Here is a 22,151-nt window from a genome sequence, read left to right on the forward strand (position 1 = left end):
AAACAGGCTTACTTGTTAGTCTGTTTTTATTTTTGGTAAAATTGTTGACATTTTTATCGGTAAGAAGTATAATTTAATTTCGTGTCTCGGTTACAGCTAGTATATATTGGTAATTCCTTACTTGTACAAGTCACTGGTTTGCTAAAGATCGGGCGATGATGCCAACAACTTTAGTGATTGTGTATATGATGAATTGTATTTGTAAGATGTACACCTACTAGTGTATAAGGAGCGGTCGTTGGAACCGTAATGATGAAAGAGAGGCAGGGCTTTCGTCCAGTATATGTTACTTTCCCGTTAGTTAAATATAAAAAAAAGAAGGTGCCTTTTTTGTAAAAGGTACCTTCTTTTTTTATGAAACGAAACGGACAGTATGTGTGGGAAATCTTGTAATATGAAACGGTCCGTAAGAGCCCGATTAACGCGGCTCTTAATCAGCAGGGATGAGGAGAATCCCTGCTAATTAAAAGTTCACTTTATTGAATTCTACTCTCAACTTGTTGACAAACTTCTTCAGCTGTTAACCCGCTTGCATCGATAACAGATCCCTTTATCGCAGCGTTGCTAATCCCCGCTACGTTAGAATCCAGCCCGGTTACAACGCAGCAGTTACATCCTTGAACGTCACTTTCAGATTGCAATGAGACTACTTCATGCCCTTGTTGTTCTAGAGCTCGTTTTACGTTCGTTAAAGAATCTTCTACTCCAATTTTCGCCATGTCATTCACCTCCTGCTATCTAGTAATATGTTCCTTTTTTTGGAAGACTATTCACTAAATAACAAAGAGGTTTTACATGTTTGAAATGAGTAGAAAAGAGCTAGTCGTTATAAACTCCAGTTAACATGTCACTTACAAAACGCTCGTTTTGTACATCTTGCATCGTATAATCATTTGATTGTACATCAACTGAGGCAATGTACATAGGATTTTGCGTTGTTCTATTTTGCTCTGCATATGGAAGTAATTCTACATAATCTTCTAATTTACACATTCCTTTTGTATTCATTACATCAAATAATTGAAGCATTTCCATTACTTCTTGTCTTGTTCCTTTAATTTGTAAACATGCCATATTATTAGCCCCCTTAAATTCGTCAAAATGATTTTTGAAAATAGGATTATGAGTAATAAGAAAAAAATATGAGTGTTATCCTCAAATTTTATTTTTTATTTTTTCACCTCGCTTTATTACTAGTCTTTTTCTAAAAACATGTAATAGATCGTCCGTTTATTGAATACAATAGATTCGCATCTTTTGAAAAAAATCCTTCTCCTAAACAAATATTTTTTTGTGAGAAAAATGTCGAAAAAAATTTTTTGACATTTTGTAAACGTTAACAATGTTGATATATCAATATAAAGAGGGTTGTTCATAAATTTTAAAATTTAAAATTTTCAAAAAATTTCTTTGATTTATTTGAAAAGGGGGCGTAAACTAGGAACCAATAAAAAAAATCAAGGATATAGGGGGCGCTTTCAAGTGAACGAGCAATGGATTTTCTTAAATGGAGAATTTGTTCCAAAAAATGAAGCAAAGGTTTCTGTCTATGATCATGGATATTTATATGGTGATGGGGTATTCGAAGGCATTCGTGTCTATAGTGGAAATGTTTTCCGCTTAAAAGAGCATCTCATTCGTCTGTACGAATCTGCAAAATCCATTTTATTAGAAATTCCATATACGTTGGAAGAAGTGACCAATATTGTTGTTGAAACAATTCGACGTAATCAATTATCTAATGGATATATTCGTTTAGTTGTATCACGCGGAGTTGGAAATCTTGGTTTAGATCCTGATTCGTGTTTAAAGCCAAATGTTGTTGTAATCGCTGAACAATTAGCGTTATTCCCGGCAGAATATTACGAGAAAGGAATTCCGGTTGTAACGGTTGCAACAAGGCGGAATCGTCCAGATGTGTTAACACCACAAGTAAAGTCACTAAACTACCTAAATAATATTTTAGTGAGAATTGAAGCGAAACTTGCCGGTGTGCAGGAAGCGTTAATGCTAAATGAACAAGGGTATGTTGCAGAAGGTTCTGGTGATAACGTATTTATTGTAAAAGGTAATAAGTTAATTACACCGCCAAGTTCTGCTGGAGCACTAGAAGGAATTACGCGAAATGCGATTATGGAAATTGGTGAGAAGCTTGGCTATGAAGTAAGGGAAGAATTATTTACCCGTCATGATGTATATGTAGCAGATGAGGTGTTTTTAACAGGTACAGCAGCTGAAGTTATTGCGGTAACAATGGTTGATGGCAGAGAAATTGGAGCTGGGAAACCAGGAGCGCATACAAATCGTTTGTTAGAAGAATTTCGTAAGCTTGTTGTAGAAGATGGCGAAAAAATTTATGAAGAAAATAAAGTAAGTTGATGGGAGAGTAACCGATGCGAAGCAATATGATTAAACAAGGTATTGACCGAGCGCCGCATCGAAGTTTGCTTCATGCAGCAGGCGTTAAAGAAGAAGATTTTCATAAACCATTCATTGCAATTTGTAATTCATATATCGATATTGTTCCAGGGCATATTCATTTAAGAGATCTTGCTGATGTAGCGAAAGCTGCGATTCGTGAAGCAGGGGGCGTTCCTTTTGAATTTAATACAATCGGTGTTGATGATGGGATTGCAATGGGACATATCGGAATGCGATATTCACTCCCAAGCCGAGAAATCATTGCAGATGCAGCAGAAACAGTAATTCAAGCTCATTGGTTTGACGGAGTTATGTTTATGCCAAATTGTGACAAAATTACGCCGGGAATGCTAATGGCATCTGTTCGGACGAATGTTCCTTCTGTTTTTGTATCTGGAGGACCAATGGAAGCAGGGAAATCAAAAGATGGCACTCCGCTTTCATTAGCATCTGTATTTGAAGGAGTTGGCGCTCATAAGTCAGGGAAATTAACTTTAGAGCAGCTGATTGATATGGAAAAATCAGCATGCCCAACGTGCGGTTCCTGCTCAGGGATGTTTACAGCAAATTCTATGAATACCATCATGGAAATGCTAGGTGTTGCACTTCCTGGAAATGGAACGATTGTTGCAACAAGTGAAGAACGACATAACCTAATTCGTCAAGCTGCATTTCATTTAATGGATTTAATTGAGCGTGATATAAAGCCGCGCGACATTATTACAAAAGAAGCAATTGATGATGCTTTTGCGCTAGATATGGCGATGGGGGGATCGACAAATACAGTTTTACATATGTTAGCCATCGCGAATGAAGCCGGTATTGAATATGACTTGCAGCGTATTAATGATATTGCAAAGCGTGTTCCATATTTAGCGAAAATTAGCCCAGCTTCTCATTACTCCATGCATGATGTGCATGAAGCAGGTGGAGTAGCAGCTATTATTAAAGAGCTTTCACAAATCCCAGGTGCAATTCATCCAGAGCGTATTACAATTTCAGGGAAAAGCATCTATGAAACAGTAGAAGAAGGAAAAATCTTAGATGAAAAAGTAATTCGTCCAAAAGAACGACCGTATCGTAAAACAGGTGGTCTTTCCATTCTCTTTGGAAATTTAGCACCAGATGGCTCTGTACTAAAAGTTGGAGCTATCGATGAATCTGTTACATCATTTGTTGGTGAAGCGATTTGTTTTGATTCTCATGATGAAGCGGTCGCTGCGATTCATAGTGGTGTTGTGAAAGAAGGGCATGTTGTTGTCATCCGATATGAAGGTCCAAAAGGAGGACCTGGCATGCCGGAAATGTTAGCTCCAACATCAGCGATTGTTGGAAGAGGACTGGGGACAAAGGTTGCATTGATTACCGATGGACGCTTCTCAGGAGCAACAAGGGGGATTGCAATTGGTCATGTATCACCAGAAGCAGCTGAAGGAGGACCAATTGCATATGTGGCAGACGGTGATCCAATCATTATTAATTTAAAAGATGGTATTATTCATTGGGAAATTTCTAAAGAAGCATTAGAACAACGGAAAAAACAATTTATTTCTCCAGAGCCGAAAGTAAAAACTGGATATTTAGCACGATATGCAAAGTTAGTTACTTCGGCAAATACAGGAGGAATTATGAAAGTATAAAGTAAAACTTCCGTTCGCGGGGGGATAAAGCGTTGATAGGGAGGAGTAGTTGATTGTGAAGCCTCACAGAGAGTCGGTGGTTGGTGGAAACCGATGGTTCACGTTGACGAACATCGCCCTTGAGTGCCAAACTGAAGCACTTGCTTAGGTTTGGACGGTAGCTCCGTTATTAGCTTGACTCTATTAGAGTCACTGAGGCAAGAATTTTTCTTGCAAAGAAGGGTGGTACCACGAAGTCTTTCGTCCCTTCAGCACATAGCTGGAGTGTGGGCGTAAGACTTTTTTATTTATTCGCGTATTTCATAAAGGAGGTTTGTGGAAACGATGTCTTCAAAAACGGAAGAGAAAATGGCAACCGGTGCACAGTTATTGTTAAATGCGCTTAGAAAGGAAAAGGTAGAAGTCATTTTTGGCTATCCAGGAGGAGCTGTTTTGCCGCTATATGATGCGCTTTACGATTGCGAGATTCCTCATATCTTAACAAGGCATGAACAAGGAGCAATTCATGCAGCAGAAGGATATGCAAGAATTACTGGAAAGCCAGGTGTTGTTATTGCTACAAGTGGGCCGGGGGCGACCAATGTGATAACTGGTTTAGCAGATGCAATGATGGATTCCTTACCGCTTGTCGTATTTACTGGCCAAGTTTCAACAACGCTGATAGGAAGCGATGCCTTTCAAGAAGCGGATGTCATCGGACTTACAATGCCTGTTACAAAGCATAATTATCAAGTACGAAATGTTTCGGATTTACCAAGAATTATAAAAGAAGCATTCCATATTGCGGCAACAGGTAGACCAGGTCCAGTCGTCATTGATCTTCCGAAAAATATGGTTGTAGAAACGGGAGAGCGATGTAGCAATGTAGAAATGGATTTACCTGGATACCAGCCGAATTATCATCCAAATCAATTGCAAATTACCAAGTTACTGCAAGCAATTCAAGCAGCAAAGAAACCTCTTATTTTAGCGGGTGCTGGTGTATTGCATGCAAAAGCGGCAAGTGAATTAACTGCATTTGCTCGTATGTATCAGCTTCCGGTCGTTCATACATTACTTGGTCTTGGAGGGTTTCCATCCGATGATACATTATTATTGGGAATGGGTGGCATGCATGGTTCTTACGCAGCAAATATGGCTTTGTATGAATGTGATTTGTTAATAAATATAGGGGCCCGTTTTGATGATCGTCTGACTGGAAATTTAGCGTATTTTGCAAAGGGTGCAACAGTAGCGCATATTGATATTGATCCTGCGGAAATTGGAAAAAACGTTGTAACGGAAATTCCAATTGTAGCAAGCGCTAAACATGCTCTAGAAGCATTGTTAGTATGCAAAGGAGAGAAACAAAATCATAAAGAATGGCTAGAGCTCCTGCAAAAAAGAAAGAATCGTTACCCACTTTGCTATAAAGACGATTCGCAAATGTTAAAACCGCAAGCTGTAATTCAAATGCTTCATGAAGTTACAAATGGCAATGCCATTATAACGACAGATGTTGGACAGCATCAAATGTGGGCCGCACAATATTATACATTGAAACAGCCAGATAAATGGGTTACATCAGGAGGGCTTGGAACGATGGGATTTGGTCTGCCAGCTGCGATTGGGGCACAAATTGCCGAGCCTGATGAACTCGTTGTAGCGATCGTAGGTGATGCCGGTTTTCAAATGACATTGCAAGAATTAAGTGTTTTAAAGGAGCATCATCTTCCTGTTAAAGTGCTGATTTTAAATAATGAAGCACTCGGCATGGTAAGACAATGGCAAGATGAGTTTTATAATCAGCGTTATTCTCATTCTATAGTCTCTTGTCAACCAGATTTCCCCATGTTAGCTCATGCTTATGGAATGAAAGGGATTCGTATTGAAAATCCGCTAACAGCAAAAGAGCAATTGCGAGAAGCGATGAATTTACAAGAGCCTGTGCTTATTGATTGCCGCGTTTTACAATCTGAAAAAGTTATGCCTATGGTTGCTCCGGGAAAAGGTGTTCACCAAATGGAGGGGGTGGAAGAGTGAAACGGATTGTTACAGCAACGGTTCGGAATCAAAGTGGGGTTTTAAACCGTATTACAGGTGTGATGACAAGAAGACATTTTAATATTGAAAGTATTTCAGTGGGTCATACAGAATCATCACATATTTCAAGAATGACATTTGTTGTTCACGTTGAAGATGTCCAGCAAGTAGAGCAGCTTATTAAACAGCTTCATAAACAAATTGATGTATTAAAAGTATCTGATATTACAGAAGAAGCAATGATTGCAAGAGAACTTGCGCTTATTAAAGTGTCTACGACAATTGCTTCTAGATCTGAATTATATAGTTTAATTGAACCATTTCGTGCAGCAGTTATAGATGTTGGGAAGGATTCCATCGTCGTTCAAGTAACAGGGACACAAGAAAAAGTAGAAGCGCTTATTGAATTATTGCGTCCATATGGTTTAAAAGAAATTGCAAGAACAGGAGTAACAGCCTTTACAAGAAGTATGAAAAAGCAAGACAAACAACAAGTAATGTTAATTAATTAATTTTTAAAATATAGGAGGAGAAAGAAAATGACAAAAGTTTATTATGAAAAGGATGTAACAGTAAATGTATTAAAAGGAAAGAAAGTAGCGATTGTTGGATATGGATCTCAAGGTCATGCCCATGCGCAAAATTTACGTGATAACGGTTTTGATGTTGTTGTAGGTCTTCGTCAAGGGAAATCTTGGGAAAAGGCAAAAGAAGATGGATTTTCTGTATATAAGGTTGCTGAGGCTACAAAACTAGCAGATGTTGTAATGGTATTGCTTCCAGATGAACAACAGCCGGAAGTATATGAAACAGAAATTGCACCGAATTTGCAAGAAGGAAATGCACTTGTGTTTGCTCATGGGTTTAACGTTCATTTTGGTCAAATTACACCGCCGGAAGATGTAGATGTATTCCTTGTAGCGCCAAAAGGACCGGGGCATCTTGTACGCCGGACATTTGTAGAAGGAGGAGCGGTACCAGCACTATTTGCGATTTATCAAGATGCAACAGGAACAGCTTATGAAAGAGCACTATCGTATGCAGATGGAATCGGAGCAACTCGCGCTGGTGTACTCCAAACGACATTTAAAGAAGAAACAGAAACAGATTTATTTGGAGAACAAGCAGTACTTTGCGGAGGAGCGACTGCTCTTGTAAAAGCAGGTTTTGAAACATTAGTAGAAGCTGGATATCAACCGGAACTGGCATATTTTGAATGTTTACATGAACTAAAGCTTATTGTTGATCTTATGTATGAAGGCGGATTAGAAAATATGCGCTACTCAGTTTCGGACACAGCGCAGTGGGGAGATTTCGTATCAGGGCCGCGCGTCGTAACAGAGCATACGAAACAAGCAATGCAAGAAGTGTTAAAAGATATTCAAGATGGAACGTTTGCAAGAGGATGGATTGCTGAACATAAAGCAGGACGACAAAAATTCCATGCAATTAATGCAGAGGAGAATGAGCATCAAATTGAAGTAGTAGGACGTAAATTACGTGAGATGATGCCATTTGTGAAGCCGAGAGTGAAAATGGAGGTTAAGTAATATGAAGCAAATTTTGTTCATGGACACGACGCTTCGCGATGGGGAGCAATCACCTGGAGTAAATTTAAATGAACAAGAAAAATTACAAATTGCACGGCAGTTAGAGAGGCTTGGAATTAATGTGATGGAGGCGGGCTTTGCGTCCGCTTCTGAAGGTGATTTTCGATCGGTGAAACGTATTGCCAAAACAATTCAAAATGCTTCTGTTATGAGCTTGGCCCGTGCAAAGGAAAGTGATATTCGTACAGCATATGAAGCGTTAAAAGGAGGCGTATCTCCTCGGTTACATGTATTTCTAGCAACGAGCGATATTCATATGAAATATAAGCTCCGTATGTCAAAGGATGAAGTATTAGATACAATTCATCGTTCTGTAAAGCTTGGAAAGTCATTATTTCCAACGGTGCAGTTTTCTGCAGAAGATGCAACGCGAACAACACCTTCTTTTTTAGCGGAAGCTGCAGAGGTTGCAATTCGCGCTGGAGCTGATGTGATTAACATTCCTGATACAGTAGGATATACCAATCCAGAAGAATATTATTCTCTTTTTCGATACTTAAAAGAGCATGTTCTATCTTATGAGAAAGCTATTTTCTCCTGTCATTGTCATGATGATCTTGGCATGGCGGTAGCTAACTCATTAGCAGCAATTGAAGGCGGTGCACTTCAAGTAGAAGGAACGATTAATGGAATTGGAGAACGCGCTGGTAATGCTGCTCTCGAAGAAGTTGCAGTTGCCCTCCATATTCGAAATGATTACTACGGGGCGTCATCTTCCATGCGATTAAAAGAAATTAAAGCAACAAGTACACTTGTAAGCCGTTTAACAGGAATGATTGTTCCGAAAAATAAAGCAATTGTTGGTGCAAATGCGTTTGCACATGAATCTGGTATTCATCAAGATGGGGTGTTAAAGGAAGCATCTACTTATGAAATTATTTCACCTTCTCTTGTAGGGGAAGAACAAAATAAATTTGTACTTGGAAAACACTCTGGCCGCCATGCCTTTACAGAAAAAATGAAAGAGTTAGGCTATGAATTTACAGAAGAAGAGCGGGACTTAGCGTTCCATGCGTTTAAACGGTTAGCTGATCGAAAGAAAGAAATTACAGAAGAAGATTTACAGGCACTTGTATTGGGGGAAACTGCGTTTGCTAAACAGCAGTACGATATTAAACAATTGCAAGTTCATTTTGTATCAAGCAGCATTCAAAGTGCAACTATCTGTTTAGAAGATGCTGATGGGAATGTGCTGGAGGATGCTGCAACTGGCTCCGGTAGCATTGAGGCAATTTATAATGCGATTCAAAGAATTCTTCATTTACAGTGTGAACTTGCTGACTATCGTATTCAATCGATTACGCAAGGACAAGATGCGTTAGCTCATGTTCATGTTGAATTGAAAGAAGATGGACACCAAGTTTCAGGTTTTGGTGTAGCGCAAGATGTACTGGAGGCTTCAGCTCGTGCTTACGTATATGCAGCAGGGAAATTAAAAGCATTACGATCACTTACAAAATCGTAAAGGAGTGTCTGAAGATGGAAAAACGAATCGTTTGTTTAGCTGGTGATGGAGTTGGACCAGAAATTATGGCTAGCGCGAAGCAAGCATTAGAAATGGTAGAAAGGTTATACGGTCATCATTTTTATTTGCAGGATGAATTGTTTGGGGGAGCAGCAATTGATGGATTCGGTCAGCCTCTTCCACCTCGTACATTAACAGCTTGTTTAGCAAGTGATGCAGTATTACTGGGTGCGGTTGGAGGACCATATTGGGATCATGCAAAAGAGCGTCCTGAACAAGGACTTCTTACACTTCGAAAAGGCTTAGGGGTATTTGCAAATGTTCGACCAGTTTCCGTTGAAGAAGCGACGGCGCACTTATCACCATTAAAGGCAGCAGAAGAAGTTGATTTTGTTGTTGTTCGCGAGTTAACAGGCGGTATCTATTTCTCATTTCCGAAAGAGCGGACAGAAGAAGCAGCAACAGATACACTAACTTATCATCGCCGTGAAGTAGAACGAATTGTTTCATATGCATTTCAATTAGCAAAGAAACGTCGTAAAAAAGTAACTTCAATCGATAAAGCCAATGTTTTAGAATCTAGTAAACTATGGCGACAAGTAACAGAAGAAGTAGCAGCTCGCTATCCAGAAGTAGAGTTAGAGCATTTATTAGTAGATGCTGCTGCAATGGAATTGATTCGTAATCCAAGAAGATTCGATGTTATCGTTACAGAAAATTTATTTGGCGATATTTTGAGTGATGAAGCATCTGTATTAGCGGGTTCGTTAGGGATGTTGCCGTCTGCAAGTCATGCGGAGAATGGTCCATCTCTTTATGAACCAATTCATGGATCAGCTCCAGATATTGCAGGGAAAAACAAGGTGAATCCAATTGCAATGCTGCGCTCCGTTGCGATGATGCTTGGGCAATCATTTGGATTAAGAAAAGAAGGAGAAGCAATTGAAGAAGCTATTTCCACTGTTCTTCGTTCTGGAAAATGTACAGCGGATTTAGGCGGGAATGAAACGACAACTTCGTTTACAAAGTATGTATTACAAACAATGGAAGAACAGGCATTAGTAGGGAGAGGGCGCTAATGGGAAAAACACTATTAGATAAGCTATGGGAACGACATGTCGTAGCAAAGAATGAAAATGGTTTGGATTTACTATATATTGATTTGCATCTTGTTCACGAGGTGACATCGCCGCAAGCGTTTGAAGGCTTGCGGCTTGCAAATCGAACAGTTAGACGGCCTGATTTGACATTTGCGACGATGGACCATAACGTTCCAACAAAAGATGTTTGGAATATTACAGATAAAATTGCGAAACAGCAAATGGATACACTTCGCAAAAATTGTCAGGAATTTGGAGTACCGTTAGCTGATATGGGTGATGAGGAACAAGGCATTGTCCATGTTATTGGTCCAGAGCTTGGACTTACACAACCAGGAAAAACAATTGTATGCGGTGATAGCCATACATCAACACATGGAGCATTTGGTGCATTAGCATTTGGAATTGGTACGAGTGAAGTAGAACATGTTTTAGCAACGCAAACATTATGGCAACGAAAACCAAAAGCGATGGGAATTGAATTGAAAGGATTATTGCCAAAAGGAGTATATGCAAAGGATATTATTTTACATGTACTTGCCACATATGGAGTAGCCGTTGGTACAGGGCATGTCATAGAGTTTTATGGTGAAACCGTAAAAGAAATGACAATGGAAGAACGAATGACGCTTTGTAATATGGCGATTGAGGGCGGTGCAAAGGCTGGGATTATTGCACCAGATGAAGTGACATTTGATTATGTAAAAGGACGACAACATGCACCAAAAGAGTTTGAAGAGGCGATTGCAAAATGGCGTGAATTATACACGGATGCGGATGCGATGTACGACATGGTTATTACAGTTGATGTTGCAAGTTTGGCGCCGTATATCACGTGGGGAACAAATCCAGGAATGGGGCTGCGCGTTGATGAAGTTCTTCCAGAGGCAAATGATATCAATGATGAAAGAGCGTATGCTTATATGGGGCTTCAACCAGGGCTAAGTACAGCGGATATTCCGATTCGCCACGTATTTATCGGTTCTTGTACAAACTCCCGCTTATCTGATTTAGAAATTGCCGCTGCGGTTGTGAAAGGAAAGAAGGTAAAAGAGGAAGTAAGGGCTCTTGTTGTACCTGGGTCAAAGCAAGTGAGAGATGCAGCAATGAAAAAAGGATTACATCTTATTTTCGAAGAGGCGGGATTTGAATGGAGGGAACCGGGATGTTCGATGTGCCTTGGTATGAATCCAGATCAAGTACCAGAAGGTGAGCATTGTGCTTCTACCTCAAACCGTAATTTTGAAGGAAGACAAGGCAAAGGAGCAAGAACACATCTCGTTAGTCCAGCTATGGCTGCAGCAGCTGCAATTTACGGTCATTTTGTTGATGTGAGAAAGGAGAACTACGATGGAGCCATTTCGTATTCATAAAGGCACGGCTGCAATATTGATGCATGATAATATTGATACAGATCAAATTATTCCGAAACAATATTTAAAGCGAATTGAAAGAACGGGATTTGGAGAATTTTTATTTGATGAATGGCGTTATTTAGATAATCGTCAGGAAAATCCTGAGTTTTCATTAAACGCTCCTGAGCGAAAAGGAGCTACAATTCTAATTACAGGAGAAAACTTTGGTTGCGGCTCTTCTAGAGAACATGCACCGTGGGCTCTTGCAGATTATGGATTTCGCGCTATTATTGCAGGAAGTTTTGCAGATATTTTTTATATGAATTGTACAAAAAATGGGATCCTTCCAATTGTGATGGGAAAGGAAATTCGTAAGCAGCTCGCATCTGTAGCACCACAGACGATGATAGAAATAGATTTAGAGAATGAAGTAATAAGAACTTCTGAGGATCGTTTTTCTTTCTCCATTGAACCCATGTGGAAAGAAAAGTTGCTAAGTGGTTTAGATGATATTGGAGTTACACTTCAGTATGAGAGTGCGATTACAGAATACGAGATGAAAATAAAGTGAAACTTCCATCGGTGGAGGGCTTCATTCCTCACTGATGGAAAGCCCGCTCAATTGGACTCTATCTATCTTCTTCTCATTCTCTGGATCTTGAGGTGGGAGGGTACTGCCCGTTAGTGCGGGATAGGTCGTTTATGTATAAAAATTCACTTTGATTTTTCGGTATATAAGTTACTTCTATGCAGAAGAAAAAGTATCTTGCACTTATTTTCTCACTTTACTTTAGTATTGAATAGGGAATATAAAGGGATTATCCGCTTATTTGCATGATTGGATGCTCTCTTTTATATAAAAAGAAAGATTTTACGTCAGTTTTTTAATTGTATTTATATGAGTATAAAATGTATATTATTTCAAAAAAATAATAGAAAATTATTTACTTTTGATTTAATTGGTAGTATACTGACTTCAAACCAAGAGGAGAAAGGGAGTAATGACAATGTTCACTTTACAATCAGTCATTTCATTTACACAACATCATCATACGTAAACCCTTGAACCTAGCGTGAAAAAACGTGTAGGTACAAGGGTTATTTCCGTTGTACCTACATTCTCCAAAGAGCTATGTAGGTATTTTTATCTACATAGCTCTTTTTTCGTTTTATTAGCGCTATGTTATGAATGTATGAGTATTTTCGAAGATAAACTCGTAGCAAATAATGTATCAAAATCCTGTCAGAAGATTCCCGCTTCTAGTGTATTGCAAGGGATAACTGAGTGGTGAGTAGGAGCAGTTCAAGAAATTAATAATGGACATATAAGAGAAGCATATTAAATATGTTATCATTGTAGATTTTTTGTATATATGTGCCGAGAAAGTAGAGGTGTAATGATGAAAAAATGGAAACGAGCCAATCCGAATGGAACAAGAGATTTTTTGTTTCAAGAATGTACATTGATGGAAGAGGTTGAACAAAAATTAAGACGAACATTTATCGATAGGGGATATGAAGAAATACGGACACCTATGATTGAGTTTTATGATGTGTTTGCATTTCAAAATCGTCCTATGGATGAGGAGAAAATGTATAAGTTTTTTGATTCTGAAGGACGTATCCTCGTTCTCAGACCTGATATGACAATTCCGTTAGCACGTGTAATTGGAACAAAAAAGATGAAAACTCCTTTGAAATTAACATATAGTGGGAATGTTTTTAGAGCAAATGAATCTTTAACAGGTAAATATAATGAAATTACACAAACCGGCATTGAAATTATCGGTATTGATAATATACGTGCTGAAATCGAGTGTATAGTAAGCACGATTGCGGCTTTACAATCAGCTGGTATTCAATCATTTAAAATTGAAATTGGCCAAGTGGAACTCTATAAATCCATTGTGAAGAAATTGTCTTTGCGAGAAGAAGATGAATATGCATTGCGAGAATATATTGAGAGTAAAAATTTTGCCGCTTTGTCTCGTTTTTTACAAGAAAAGCAGTTGGATATGCAAGATGAAACAGTGCAATTATTACAAAAATTACCTCGTTTATTTGGTGGATTAGAAGTAGTTGAAGAAGCTGAAAAACTTGCAGTGAATACAGAAATGAAGAGAGCAATTGCGAGGATAAAAAATATATATGAAAACATTGATCGCCTTGGTTATGGTCAATATATATCTATTGATTTGGGGATGATCCAACATCTCAATTATTATACCGGTGTAATCTTTCGCGGATATATATGCGATGTTGGAGAGGAAATTGTTAGTGGTGGAAGATATGATGAATTGATTGGGAATTTTGGTGAATCTTTACCTGCAGTAGGTTTAGCAATACAAGTAAATCAAATTGTACGTACCTTACAAGAACGGATAGAAAATTCATACCAAAAACAAATAGATGCTCTCATATATTATTCGTTAGATATGATTTCCGAAGCAGAAAAATTACGTATTTTACTTGGAAAAGATGGTATAAAAGTAGAATTGTCAATGTTAGAAAATTTACAAGATACATTTCAATTTGCAAGAACACATGATGTGAAAACTGTAATTGATGTATCAGGAGATACTTTAGTCGAATATGTTTGGAAAGATAAATGGATCATGCAGAAAAAAGGAGAATCCTCATGCGTAACATTCAAATTGCGTTAACGAAGGGAAGATTAGAAAAACATGTGATTCCGTTATTTGAACGAATCGGCATTGATTGCTCAGAGCTAAAGGATAAAGGAAGGAAGCTTGTATTTCAAAGTAAAAACTCGCAAATTTCATTCATCCTTGTAAAAGCGGTTGATGTTGTAACGTATGTACAGCATGGTATAGCTGATATTGGTGTTGTTGGAAAAGATATCTTGCTTGAATCTGAAAACGATGTATATGAAATGATTGATTTAGGGGTAGGGCGTTGTAAATTTTGCGTTGCTTCCGTTTCATCGTATCGTCCAAACGGTTATAACAAAAAAAGGATTGCAACAAAGTATCCGAATATTACTTCTGCACATTTTCGCAAAAAGGGAGAAGATGTAGAGATTATTAAAATAGAAGGTTCTGTTGAGATTGCTCCTTTGTTAGGGTTAGCAGATGCAATTGTTGATATTGTAGAAACAGGACAAACATTGAAAGAAAATGGATTACTAGTATTTGAAGAAATTTGTGACATTTCAGCACGTTTAATTGTAAACAAAGCATCTTTAAAAATGAAAAAAGACGAAATATTCAATATTATAAATAAAATGGAAAGCGTCTTAATAGAAAATGAATAAAGGAGGGTAAATGTGGAAATTTTATACGAGGATTATTCTAGTATTTTATGTAAGGTGAAGAAGTTAAGGGAACAGGCAAATACAATAGAAGAAACGATTCAACAAGATGTAAGGAAAATTGTTGTAAGTGTCAAAGAAAAGAAAGATGAAGCGCTATTTTCATATACGAAGGCTTTTGACAAAGTAGAGTTAACCAAATTTCAAATTTCGGAAGAAGAGATGGAGTTAGCTTATCAAAGTGTTGAACCAGCATTTTTAGCAGCATTGGAAGAAGCAAAGAAGAATATTATTTCCTATCATGAAAAGCAAAAGAGACAAGCTTTTATTGATATAGAAAAAGAGGGAATTATTCGTGGGCAGCTTGTTCGGCCGTTACAAACTGTTGGTGTATATGTACCCGGAGGAACGGCAGCGTATCCATCATCAGTTCTTATGAATGTCTTACCAGCAAAAATCGCGGGCGTCAATAAGATCGTCATGGTAACACCGCCGAATTGTGAAGGAGTAAATCCACATATTTTAGCTGCCGCAAAAGTTGCTGGAGTTGATGAGGTGTATACAGTAGGGGGAGCACAAGCAATTGCTGCGTTAGCATATGGAACAGAATCGATTCCGCGTGTTGATAAGATTGTAGGACCGGGAAATATATATGTGGCATTAGCGAAGCGAGAAGTATTTGGTGCAGTTCATATCGATATGATTGCTGGCCCGTCTGAGATTGTTGTTATTTCTGATGAAACGGGAAATGCAGCGTATATTGCTGCTGATTTATTATCACAAGCAGAGCACGATATACGTGCAACCGCTATTTGTATCACAACTTGTTTAGAATTAGCGCAGGAAGTGAATAGAGAAATAGAAAAACAATTGATGAGCCTTCCGAGAAGTGGAATAGCTCGTGAATCCATTAACAGAAACGGAGCGATTCTTGTCGTAGAATCGTTGGAGCAAGCGTTCCAGCTCTCAAATGAAATTGCACCGGAACACTTAGAACTGCACATAAAAGAACCGATGACAGCTCTTCCGTATATTCAACATGCAGGTTCTATCTTTTTAGGCCCGTATGCGCCCGAACCATTAGGTGATTATATGGCAGGTCCGAATCACGTGTTACCAACGAGTGGAACAGCAAGGTTTTTTTCTCCTTTATCTGTTGATGATTTTATGAAAAAATCGAGCTTTTTATTTTATACAAAAGAGGCTCTTGGACAAGTGCAACAGCATATTGTCAATCTAGCAGAAAAAGAAGGATTACAAGCTCATGCGAGAGCAATTGAGATTCGTTTTGAAGGAGGGGAAAAGTAATGCGCACTGCAAAACAAACGAGAATTACAACTGAAACAAAGATTTCCGTAGCACTGCAACTAGATGGTAATCAAGAAGTTTCAATTCAAACGGGAGTTGGTTTTTTTGATCATATGCTGACATTATTTGCAAGGCACGGCCGCTTTGGGTTGCAAATTGAAGCTGATGGTGATGTACATATCGATGCTCATCATACGGTAGAAGATGTTGGAATTGTTCTTGGGAATTGTTTGAAAGAAGCACTTGGTGATAAAGCAGGAATTAATCGTTATGGCACAGCTTATGTACCGATGGATGAAGCGTTAGGGTTTGTTACTGTTGATATAAGTGGAAGGTCTTATCTCGTATTTGATGGTGAATTTACAAATCCAAAACTTGGTGATTTTGACACAGAGCTAGCTGAAGAATTTTTTCGTGCGGTGGCTCATACAGCAAATATAACATTACATGCACGTGTTTTATATGGAAGCAACACGCACCACAAAATTGAAGCACTTTTTAAAGCGTTTGGACGTGCACTGCGTGATGCCGCCGAAAAAAATGAAAAAATTATAGGGGTAAATTCCACGAAAGGACTGTTGTAATATGATTGCGATTGTAGATTATGGAATGGGCAACATTCGAAGCGTAGAGCAAGCGTTAAGATATATTGGAGCAGAGTATATAGTAACAGATGAAGCAGAAGCATTTCTGAATAGCGACGGCGTTATTTTGCCGGGAGTTGGTGCGTTTCCAAGAGCGATGCGTTGTTTAGAAGAGAAAGGACTTATTTCTGTTTTGAAGCAAGTTGCGATTGCAGGAAAACCGTTGTTTGGAATTTGTTTAGGGATGCAGCTTTTATTTGAAGAAAGTGACGAGATTGAAAGAACGAAAGGATTAGGATTACTTCCAGGAACGGTAAGAAAATTAGATGTAACATATAAAATTCCTCATATGGGATGGAATCAGTTACAAAAGAAAAAGGAGCATCCTTTATGGAATAAAATAGAGGATGGCGCATTCGTCTATTATGTTCATTCTTATTATGCGCAATGTCCCAATGACGTTGTAGTAGGCGCTAGTGAGTATGGTGTTCTAGTACCAGGGATTGTTTCAAGAGAAAATGTATTCGGAGCTCAGTTCCATCCTGAAAAAAGTGGTGAAATAGGAATTCAAATATTACGAAATTTTAAGGAGGTTATAGAAACATGGAAATCTTCCCAGCTATCGATTTAAAAAATGGTCGTTGCGTTCGTTTGTATCAAGGGCAATTTCAACAAGAAACAGTAATGAATGAAAACCCAGTTGCACAGGCATTGTTATTCGAACAACTTGGTGCACGTGTACTGCACATTGTCGATTTAGATGGAGCTGTTGCAGGGCGTTCAGAAAACCTTTCTGTCATTGAAGACATTTGTAAGGCAGTGCGAATTCCAGTGCAAGTAGGAGGAGGGATTCGTTCAATTGCTGCAATTGAAACACTTTTAGCAGCTGGAGTAATGAAAGTAATTCTTGGAACGGCAGCATTATATGATCGTTCATTTGTAGAAGAGGCAGTTCGATTATATGGAGATAAAATTATTGTTGGAATCGATGCGAAAAATGGTTATGTAGCAACGAGAGGATGGTTAGATGTGTCTGAAACGTCTTATGTACAACTAGCAAAGGAAATGGAAAAAGTGGGTGTGCAGACGCTTATTTTTACTGATATTTCTAGAGATGGAACGCTTGCAGGTCCAAATTTTGAACAATTACAAAAATTGCAAGATGAGGTTTCGCTTCAAATTGTTGCTTCCGGCGGTGTGAGTTCGCTTGCTGATGTTGAGAAATTACAGGATATGAACTTATATGGCGTTATCATTGGAAAAGCATTATATGATAAAAAAGTTCTTTTAGAAGAAGCATTACAGGTGACAGGCATATGTTAACAAAGCGAATTATTCCATGTTTAGATGTGAAAAATGGTCGTGTTGTAAAAGGCGTAAATTTTGTCGGGTTACAAGATGTTGGCGATCCTGTTGCAATTGCAGCTGCATACAATGAGGCAGGTGCGGATGAACTTGTGTTTTTAGATATTACGGCAACGTACGAGGAACGAAAAACAATGATTGATGTCGTAGAACGTACAGCATCTCAAGTATTTATTCCCCTTACAGTTGGAGGTGGAATCTCGTCTGTCCAAGATATGTATGCATTACTTCGAGCTGGAGCAGATAAAGTTTCATTAAATTCAGCTGCAGTGCAAAGACCAGAGTTAATACAAGAAGGAGCGGAGCAATTCGGTTCTCAATGTATAGTCGTTGCAATCGATGCAAGAAAGGTCGAAGAAAATAAATGGAATGTATATGTAAATGGAGGCCGCATTGATACAGGAATAGATGTAATCGAATGGGCAAAGCGTGTGGAAAGTTTAGGTGCTGGGGAATTACTTTTAACGAGCATGGATGCCGATGGGACAAAAGATGGATATGATTTACTTTTAACCGAAACAGTTTCAAAAGCCGTTGGTATTCCGGTAATTGCTTCGGGTGGATGTGGATCGATTGAACATATTGCAGAAGTTTTTCAGCGAACATCGGCAAATGCGGCGTTAGCGGCTTCTATTTTTCATTACGGCACCGCAACTATTCAAGAAACGAAACAAAAGTTACAAGAAGCACAAATTGAGGTGAGATTGTGAAACCGGATTTTTCCAAAGGATTATTGCCAGCTGTTGTAATAGAAGAGGGGACAAAAGAAGTTTTGATGCTAGCTTATATGAATGAAGAAGCGTATGGAAAAACATTAGATACAAAAACGACCTGGTTTTATTCTCGTTCACGAAGAGGTTTGTGGAATAAGGGAGAAACATCGGGACATGTCCAACATGTAAAATCATTGTATTTAGATTGCGATCAAGATTCTATTATGGTAGTTGTTCAGCAAGTAGGTGCAGCTTGTCATACAGGAGAAAAGTCATGTTTTCATAATAAGGTGTTATAGGGGGATAAGAAAATGAGCGATGTGTTGCAACAGTTATATGAAACAATTCAACAGCGAAAAGAGAATCCGATCTCTGAATCGTATACGAATTACTTATTCACAAAAGGAGAAGACAAAATATTAAAAAAACTAGGGGAAGAATGTACTGAAGTTGTGATTGCAGCGAAAAATAATGAGAAAGACGAGCTTATAAAAGAAGTTGTTGACTTTACGTATCATTGCTTAGTGTTACTAGTAGAAAAAAATGTATCATTACAAGAGGTAGTAGAAGAATTAAATAAACGTCAAGGACAACTATCGAGAGTGGGCGAACGAAAAGAAATTGATACATTATAGGAGGGGAGAAAGATGAGAGTAGATTATCACCTTCACTTAGAAGAAGGGCCGTATTCAATGCGTTGGTTATCTCGAACAAATGAAGCGCTTGAGTATTTTGCACCGATTGAGGAAGATAAACATTCAATGGAGTGGATCTTAAAAGCTGGGGAACGTTTGCAAAGGCGTGTAAAAGAAGGCGCATTTTCACAGGAGTGGATTGATTTATATTTAGAGGAAGCGGTGCGTAAAGGAATACGGGAAGTTGGAATCGTTGACCACTTATATCGTTTTTACGAAGCTAAGGAATACTATGAGCGCTATGTCGATATTAGTAATACAGAACTTGGACATCTGCAAAAAGAATGGCTGGATCAGGTGAGAGTAGAGTCAATTGCAAATTTTACAAAAGCAATTGAAGATGCGAAAGAAAGATGGAGCAAACGAGGCGTGATATTACGGCTTGGAATAGAGGCTGATTACTTTATTGGCGGGGAAGAGGAACTAGCGAAACTATTAACGTTAGGAAATTGGGATTATGTCATTGGCTCTGTTCATTTTATTAATGGATGGGGATTTGATAATCCAGATACAGACGCTTATTTTAGACAGCATGATTTACATGTATTATATCCTGAATTTTTTTGTACTTTAGAAAAGGCAATACGCTCTGAATTATTTGATATTGTTGCGCATTTAGATAATATTAAAGTGTTTAACTATCGCATAGATGAAAATCAGCAATTACCGTATTATGAGAAAATTGCTAAAGCTTTAATCGAAACAAATACAGCTACGGAAGTGAATGCTGGTTTATATTATCGGTATCCTGTCAGAGAAATGTGCCCAAGCCCTTTGTTTTTACAACGCTTAGTACATTATGGTGTTCCGATTACAATTTCTTCAGATGCGCATTTCCCAAATGATTTAGGCAGCTACGTACAAGAAAATATAGAGACACTTCGTAATCATGGTGTAACGCACATTGCAACATTTGAAAAACGAATCCGGAACATGAAATCGCTCGAATATGTAGAAGAAAATGTTTTGTGATAAAGTGAAACTTTCATCAGTGAAGGGGACTGCCCGTTAACGTGGGATGAAAACTTCCTTTTTTGTTTACACTAACGTTGAACAAAAAAGGAGGCTTTTCTTATGGTGAAACAACAATATAAAGATACTGGGAAGTTAACGAATCAGAGTGATGTTGTAAAAAAAGACCAATCAGAGCAATCAATTACACACGAACAAGTTAGTGATACATTAGCTGAAGGAACGATTGATGTAAAGTTAGAACAAGGAAGCGATAAATAAAGTGAAACTTCCATAAGTGGGGGATAACCCTCACTTATGTTTAGTCACATCAATCGAGTTTTTACTGCCTATTAGTGCGGAATTAAACTATAGTGAAAAAGAGGCTGAATGTGTTCAGCTTCTTTTTTCATGATTTTGTAAAGAAAGATTACAAGAACAATTAAATTCCTTGTCTTTTTTCAATAGAATTTCTTACAATAATATTGAAAGTGTTTATTTTACTATTAGTGGGTAATAAGACCTCTTACTTCAAGATTCAGAGAAGCCGAAGATGTAAAAGCTTTAACTAATAGAAGTTTCATTCTATGTTAAAAGGAAAGGATGCTTAATTATGGCGAAAATTTTAGTAGCAGGACAAATTCCAGAAATCGGACTACAGTTGTTACGAGGTCATGAAGTGGAAATGTATGATAAGGAAGAGTTAATTAGCACAGAAGAATTAGTGAAACGTGTACAAGATAAGGATGCATTATTAAGCTTACTTTCAACAAAAGTTCCGAAAGAAGTTATCGATGCAGCACCACATTTGAAAATTATTGCAAACTACGGTGCTGGATATGACAATATTGATTATAAATATGCAGTGGAAAAAGACATAGCGGTAACAAACACGCCAAAAGTTTCAACAGAGGCAACAGCAGAGCTAACGTTTGCAATTCTTTTAGCGGCGGCGCGCCGTATTCCAGAAGGTGATACACTATGTCGTACAGTTGGTTTTAATGGCTGGGCACCGCTCTTTTTCTTAGGACGTGAAGTATACGGTAAAACAATTGGTATTATCGGTCTTGGAGAAATTGGAAAAGCAGTGGCAAAACGAGCAAAAGCATTTGGTATGAATATTGTGTATACAGGGCCAAGTCGTAAGTATGAGGCAGAGCAAGAATTAGAGGCAACATATGTAACGCTAGAAGAACTATTACAAACAGCAGATTTTATTACGATTAACTGTGCGTATAATCCAAAGTTGCATCATATGATTGATGAAGAGCAGTTTAGAATGATGAAAAAAACTGCTTATATTATTAATGCGGCACGTGGTCCAATTATGAATGAATCCGCGCTTTCTTATGCTTTAGAAACAAAGGAAATTGAAGGAGCGGCACTTGATGTGTTCGAGTTTGAACCGAAAATTACAGAAAAATTAAAGGGATTAACAAACGTTGTGTTAACACCTCATATTGGAAATGCAACGATTGAGACACGTGATGCAATGGCGGAAATGGCAGTGCGTAATATTTTAGCAGTGCTAGAAGGAAATGAGCCATTAACTCCAGTGTATAAAAAAGAACTTATAATGAAATAAAGTGAAACTTCCATAAGTGGAGGATTTTCTTCATACCCACTGATGGAAAGCTCGTGTGTAAAGAGA

General features: G+C 38.2%; 23 protein-coding genes and 1 other annotated feature. Of the genes, 21 read left to right on the forward strand and 2 right to left on the reverse strand.

Going from position 1 to position 22,151, the window contains the following annotated elements:
* Window positions 1-476: 476 nt before the first annotated feature.
* Both AB1284_RS05225 and AB1284_RS05230 read right to left on the reverse strand, forming a co-directional pair.
* Window positions 477-719, reverse strand: coding sequence for a YkuS family protein (locus tag AB1284_RS05225; RefSeq protein ID WP_429751128.1), 243 nt, complete (start codon window positions 717-719; stop codon window positions 477-479).
* Between the two features lie 100 nt (window positions 720-819).
* Window positions 820-1,074 (reverse strand): DUF3911 family protein, encoded by a 255-nt coding sequence (locus AB1284_RS05230; RefSeq protein WP_429751127.1) that lies wholly within the window; start codon window positions 1,072-1,074, stop codon window positions 820-822.
* 408 nt (window positions 1,075-1,482) lie between these two features.
* On the opposite strand from AB1284_RS05230, the gene ilvE reads away from it, so the two are divergent.
* The 21 genes from ilvE (at window position 1,483) to AB1284_RS05335 (ending at window position 22,085) form a co-directional block, all read left to right on the forward strand.
* On the forward strand, window positions 1,483-2,379 hold the full coding sequence (ilvE, locus tag AB1284_RS05235) for a branched-chain-amino-acid transaminase (protein WP_429751125.1): 897 nt from the start codon (window positions 1,483-1,485) through the stop codon (window positions 2,377-2,379).
* Between the two features lie 14 nt (window positions 2,380-2,393).
* Window positions 2,394-4,061: a dihydroxy-acid dehydratase gene (gene ilvD / locus AB1284_RS05240; RefSeq protein WP_429751123.1), complete on the forward strand. Its 1,668-nt coding sequence runs from the start codon at window positions 2,394-2,396 to the stop codon at window positions 4,059-4,061.
* A 23-nt stretch (window positions 4,062-4,084) separates the two neighbouring features.
* Window positions 4,085-4,312: a binding site (T-box leader), on the forward strand.
* 73 nt (window positions 4,313-4,385) lie between these two features.
* Window positions 4,386-6,083, forward strand: a complete 1,698-nt coding sequence (gene ilvB / locus AB1284_RS05245; protein WP_429751121.1) for an acetolactate synthase large subunit — start codon at window positions 4,386-4,388, stop codon at window positions 6,081-6,083.
* Window positions 6,080-6,595 carry an acetolactate synthase small subunit gene (ilvN, locus tag AB1284_RS05250; protein WP_336482694.1) on the forward strand — a complete coding sequence of 172 codons (516 nt, stop codon included), beginning with the start codon at window positions 6,080-6,082 and terminating at the stop codon, window positions 6,593-6,595. The genes ilvB and ilvN overlap by 4 nt, the downstream gene beginning before the upstream one ends.
* Before the next feature lie 27 nt (window positions 6,596-6,622).
* Window positions 6,623-7,633: a ketol-acid reductoisomerase gene (ilvC, locus tag AB1284_RS05255; RefSeq protein WP_429751119.1), complete on the forward strand. Its 1,011-nt coding sequence runs from the start codon at window positions 6,623-6,625 to the stop codon at window positions 7,631-7,633.
* 1 nt (window position 7,634) lies between these two features.
* A complete protein-coding gene (locus AB1284_RS05260; RefSeq protein WP_429751117.1) occupies window positions 7,635-9,158 on the forward strand; it encodes a 2-isopropylmalate synthase in 1,524 nt (507 codons plus the stop codon).
* Between the two features lie 14 nt (window positions 9,159-9,172).
* Window positions 9,173-10,237, forward strand: a complete 1,065-nt coding sequence (gene leuB / locus AB1284_RS05265; protein WP_429751115.1) for a 3-isopropylmalate dehydrogenase — start codon at window positions 9,173-9,175, stop codon at window positions 10,235-10,237.
* Window positions 10,237-11,631, forward strand: coding sequence for a 3-isopropylmalate dehydratase large subunit (gene leuC, locus AB1284_RS05270; protein WP_429751113.1), 1,395 nt, complete (start codon window positions 10,237-10,239; stop codon window positions 11,629-11,631). The genes leuB and leuC overlap by 1 nt, the downstream gene beginning before the upstream one ends.
* Entirely contained in the window at window positions 11,609-12,184 is a 576-nt protein-coding gene (leuD, locus tag AB1284_RS05275; protein WP_429751111.1) for a 3-isopropylmalate dehydratase small subunit, read from the forward strand. The genes leuC and leuD overlap by 23 nt, the downstream gene beginning before the upstream one ends.
* Window positions 12,185-13,013: 829 nt before the next feature.
* Window positions 13,014-14,276 (forward strand): ATP phosphoribosyltransferase regulatory subunit, encoded by a 1,263-nt coding sequence (hisZ, locus tag AB1284_RS05280; RefSeq protein ID WP_429751109.1) that lies wholly within the window; start codon window positions 13,014-13,016, stop codon window positions 14,274-14,276.
* Window positions 14,252-14,887 (forward strand): ATP phosphoribosyltransferase, encoded by a 636-nt coding sequence (hisG, locus tag AB1284_RS05285; protein WP_429751108.1) that lies wholly within the window; start codon window positions 14,252-14,254, stop codon window positions 14,885-14,887. Before hisZ ends, hisG begins: the two co-directional genes overlap by 25 nt.
* A gap of 12 nt (window positions 14,888-14,899) precedes the next feature.
* Window positions 14,900-16,192 (forward strand): histidinol dehydrogenase, encoded by a 1,293-nt coding sequence (hisD, locus tag AB1284_RS05290; RefSeq protein WP_429751106.1) that lies wholly within the window; start codon window positions 14,900-14,902, stop codon window positions 16,190-16,192.
* Window positions 16,192-16,776 (forward strand): imidazoleglycerol-phosphate dehydratase HisB, encoded by a 585-nt coding sequence (gene hisB / locus AB1284_RS05295; RefSeq protein ID WP_429751104.1) that lies wholly within the window; start codon window positions 16,192-16,194, stop codon window positions 16,774-16,776. The genes hisD and hisB overlap by 1 nt, the downstream gene beginning before the upstream one ends.
* Before the next feature lies 1 nt (window position 16,777).
* Window positions 16,778-17,407 carry an imidazole glycerol phosphate synthase subunit HisH gene (gene hisH, locus AB1284_RS05300; RefSeq protein ID WP_429751102.1) on the forward strand — a complete coding sequence of 210 codons (630 nt, stop codon included), beginning with the start codon at window positions 16,778-16,780 and terminating at the stop codon, window positions 17,405-17,407.
* Complete coding sequence (hisA, locus tag AB1284_RS05305; protein WP_429751100.1) at window positions 17,380-18,099, forward strand: 1-(5-phosphoribosyl)-5-[(5-phosphoribosylamino)methylideneamino]imidazole-4-carboxamide isomerase; 720 nt, start codon at window positions 17,380-17,382, stop codon at window positions 18,097-18,099. The genes hisH and hisA overlap by 28 nt, the downstream gene beginning before the upstream one ends.
* Window positions 18,093-18,851 carry an imidazole glycerol phosphate synthase subunit HisF gene (hisF, locus tag AB1284_RS05310; RefSeq protein ID WP_429751098.1) on the forward strand — a complete coding sequence of 253 codons (759 nt, stop codon included), beginning with the start codon at window positions 18,093-18,095 and terminating at the stop codon, window positions 18,849-18,851. The genes hisA and hisF overlap by 7 nt, the downstream gene beginning before the upstream one ends.
* Entirely contained in the window at window positions 18,848-19,153 is a 306-nt protein-coding gene (hisI, locus tag AB1284_RS05315; protein WP_429751096.1) for a phosphoribosyl-AMP cyclohydrolase, read from the forward strand. Before hisF ends, hisI begins: the two co-directional genes overlap by 4 nt.
* 12 nt (window positions 19,154-19,165) lie before the next feature.
* Window positions 19,166-19,489 carry a phosphoribosyl-ATP diphosphatase gene (locus AB1284_RS05320; RefSeq protein ID WP_429751094.1) on the forward strand — a complete coding sequence of 108 codons (324 nt, stop codon included), beginning with the start codon at window positions 19,166-19,168 and terminating at the stop codon, window positions 19,487-19,489.
* 12 nt (window positions 19,490-19,501) lie between these two features.
* Window positions 19,502-20,521 (forward strand): histidinol phosphate phosphatase domain-containing protein, encoded by a 1,020-nt coding sequence (locus AB1284_RS05325; RefSeq protein ID WP_429751093.1) that lies wholly within the window; start codon window positions 19,502-19,504, stop codon window positions 20,519-20,521.
* A gap of 102 nt (window positions 20,522-20,623) precedes the next feature.
* Window positions 20,624-20,782 carry a DUF4025 domain-containing protein gene (locus AB1284_RS05330; RefSeq protein ID WP_429751091.1) on the forward strand — a complete coding sequence of 53 codons (159 nt, stop codon included), beginning with the start codon at window positions 20,624-20,626 and terminating at the stop codon, window positions 20,780-20,782.
* 331 nt (window positions 20,783-21,113) lie between these two features.
* Window positions 21,114-22,085 (forward strand): NAD(P)-dependent oxidoreductase, encoded by a 972-nt coding sequence (locus AB1284_RS05335; RefSeq protein ID WP_429751089.1) that lies wholly within the window; start codon window positions 21,114-21,116, stop codon window positions 22,083-22,085.
* Window positions 22,086-22,151: the final 66 nt, after the last annotated feature.

Origin of the sequence: Bacillus sp. S2(2024) (genome assembly GCF_050474045.1) — a bacterium.
Lineage (GTDB): Bacteria > Bacillota > Bacilli > Bacillales > Bacillaceae_G > Bacillus_A > Bacillus_A yunxiaonensis.

Excerpts from the sequence above, each read along its gene's own strand:
- hisF (WP_429751098.1), top strand. The coding sequence starts at position 18,093 with ATGTTAACAAAGCGAATTATTCCATGTTTAGATGTGAAAAATGGTCGT.
- leuD (WP_429751111.1), top strand. The coding sequence starts at position 11,609 with ATGGAGCCATTTCGTATTCATAAAGGCACGGCTGCAATATTGATGCAT.
- hisB (WP_429751104.1), top strand. The coding sequence starts at position 16,192 with ATGCGCACTGCAAAACAAACGAGAATTACAACTGAAACAAAGATTTCC.
- hisZ (WP_429751109.1), top strand. The coding sequence starts at position 13,014 with ATGAAAAAATGGAAACGAGCCAATCCGAATGGAACAAGAGATTTTTTG.
- AB1284_RS05325 (WP_429751093.1), top strand. The coding sequence starts at position 19,502 with ATGAGAGTAGATTATCACCTTCACTTAGAAGAAGGGCCGTATTCAATG.
- leuC (WP_429751113.1), top strand. The coding sequence starts at position 10,237 with ATGGGAAAAACACTATTAGATAAGCTATGGGAACGACATGTCGTAGCA.
- AB1284_RS05335 (WP_429751089.1), top strand. The coding sequence starts at position 21,114 with ATGGCGAAAATTTTAGTAGCAGGACAAATTCCAGAAATCGGACTACAG.
- ilvD (WP_429751123.1), top strand. The coding sequence starts at position 2,394 with ATGCGAAGCAATATGATTAAACAAGGTATTGACCGAGCGCCGCATCGA.
- hisH (WP_429751102.1), top strand. The coding sequence starts at position 16,778 with ATGATTGCGATTGTAGATTATGGAATGGGCAACATTCGAAGCGTAGAG.
- AB1284_RS05230 (WP_429751127.1), bottom strand. The coding sequence starts at position 1,074 with ATGGCATGTTTACAAATTAAAGGAACAAGACAAGAAGTAATGGAAATG.
- hisG (WP_429751108.1), top strand. The coding sequence starts at position 14,252 with ATGCGTAACATTCAAATTGCGTTAACGAAGGGAAGATTAGAAAAACAT.
- AB1284_RS05320 (WP_429751094.1), top strand. The coding sequence starts at position 19,166 with ATGAGCGATGTGTTGCAACAGTTATATGAAACAATTCAACAGCGAAAA.
- AB1284_RS05330 (WP_429751091.1), top strand. The coding sequence starts at position 20,624 with ATGGTGAAACAACAATATAAAGATACTGGGAAGTTAACGAATCAGAGT.
- ilvB (WP_429751121.1), top strand. The coding sequence starts at position 4,386 with ATGTCTTCAAAAACGGAAGAGAAAATGGCAACCGGTGCACAGTTATTG.
- leuB (WP_429751115.1), top strand. The coding sequence starts at position 9,173 with ATGGAAAAACGAATCGTTTGTTTAGCTGGTGATGGAGTTGGACCAGAA.
- hisA (WP_429751100.1), top strand. The coding sequence starts at position 17,380 with ATGGAAATCTTCCCAGCTATCGATTTAAAAAATGGTCGTTGCGTTCGT.
- AB1284_RS05225 (WP_429751128.1), bottom strand. The coding sequence starts at position 719 with ATGGCGAAAATTGGAGTAGAAGATTCTTTAACGAACGTAAAACGAGCT.
- AB1284_RS05260 (WP_429751117.1), top strand. The coding sequence starts at position 7,635 with ATGAAGCAAATTTTGTTCATGGACACGACGCTTCGCGATGGGGAGCAA.
- ilvC (WP_429751119.1), top strand. The coding sequence starts at position 6,623 with ATGACAAAAGTTTATTATGAAAAGGATGTAACAGTAAATGTATTAAAA.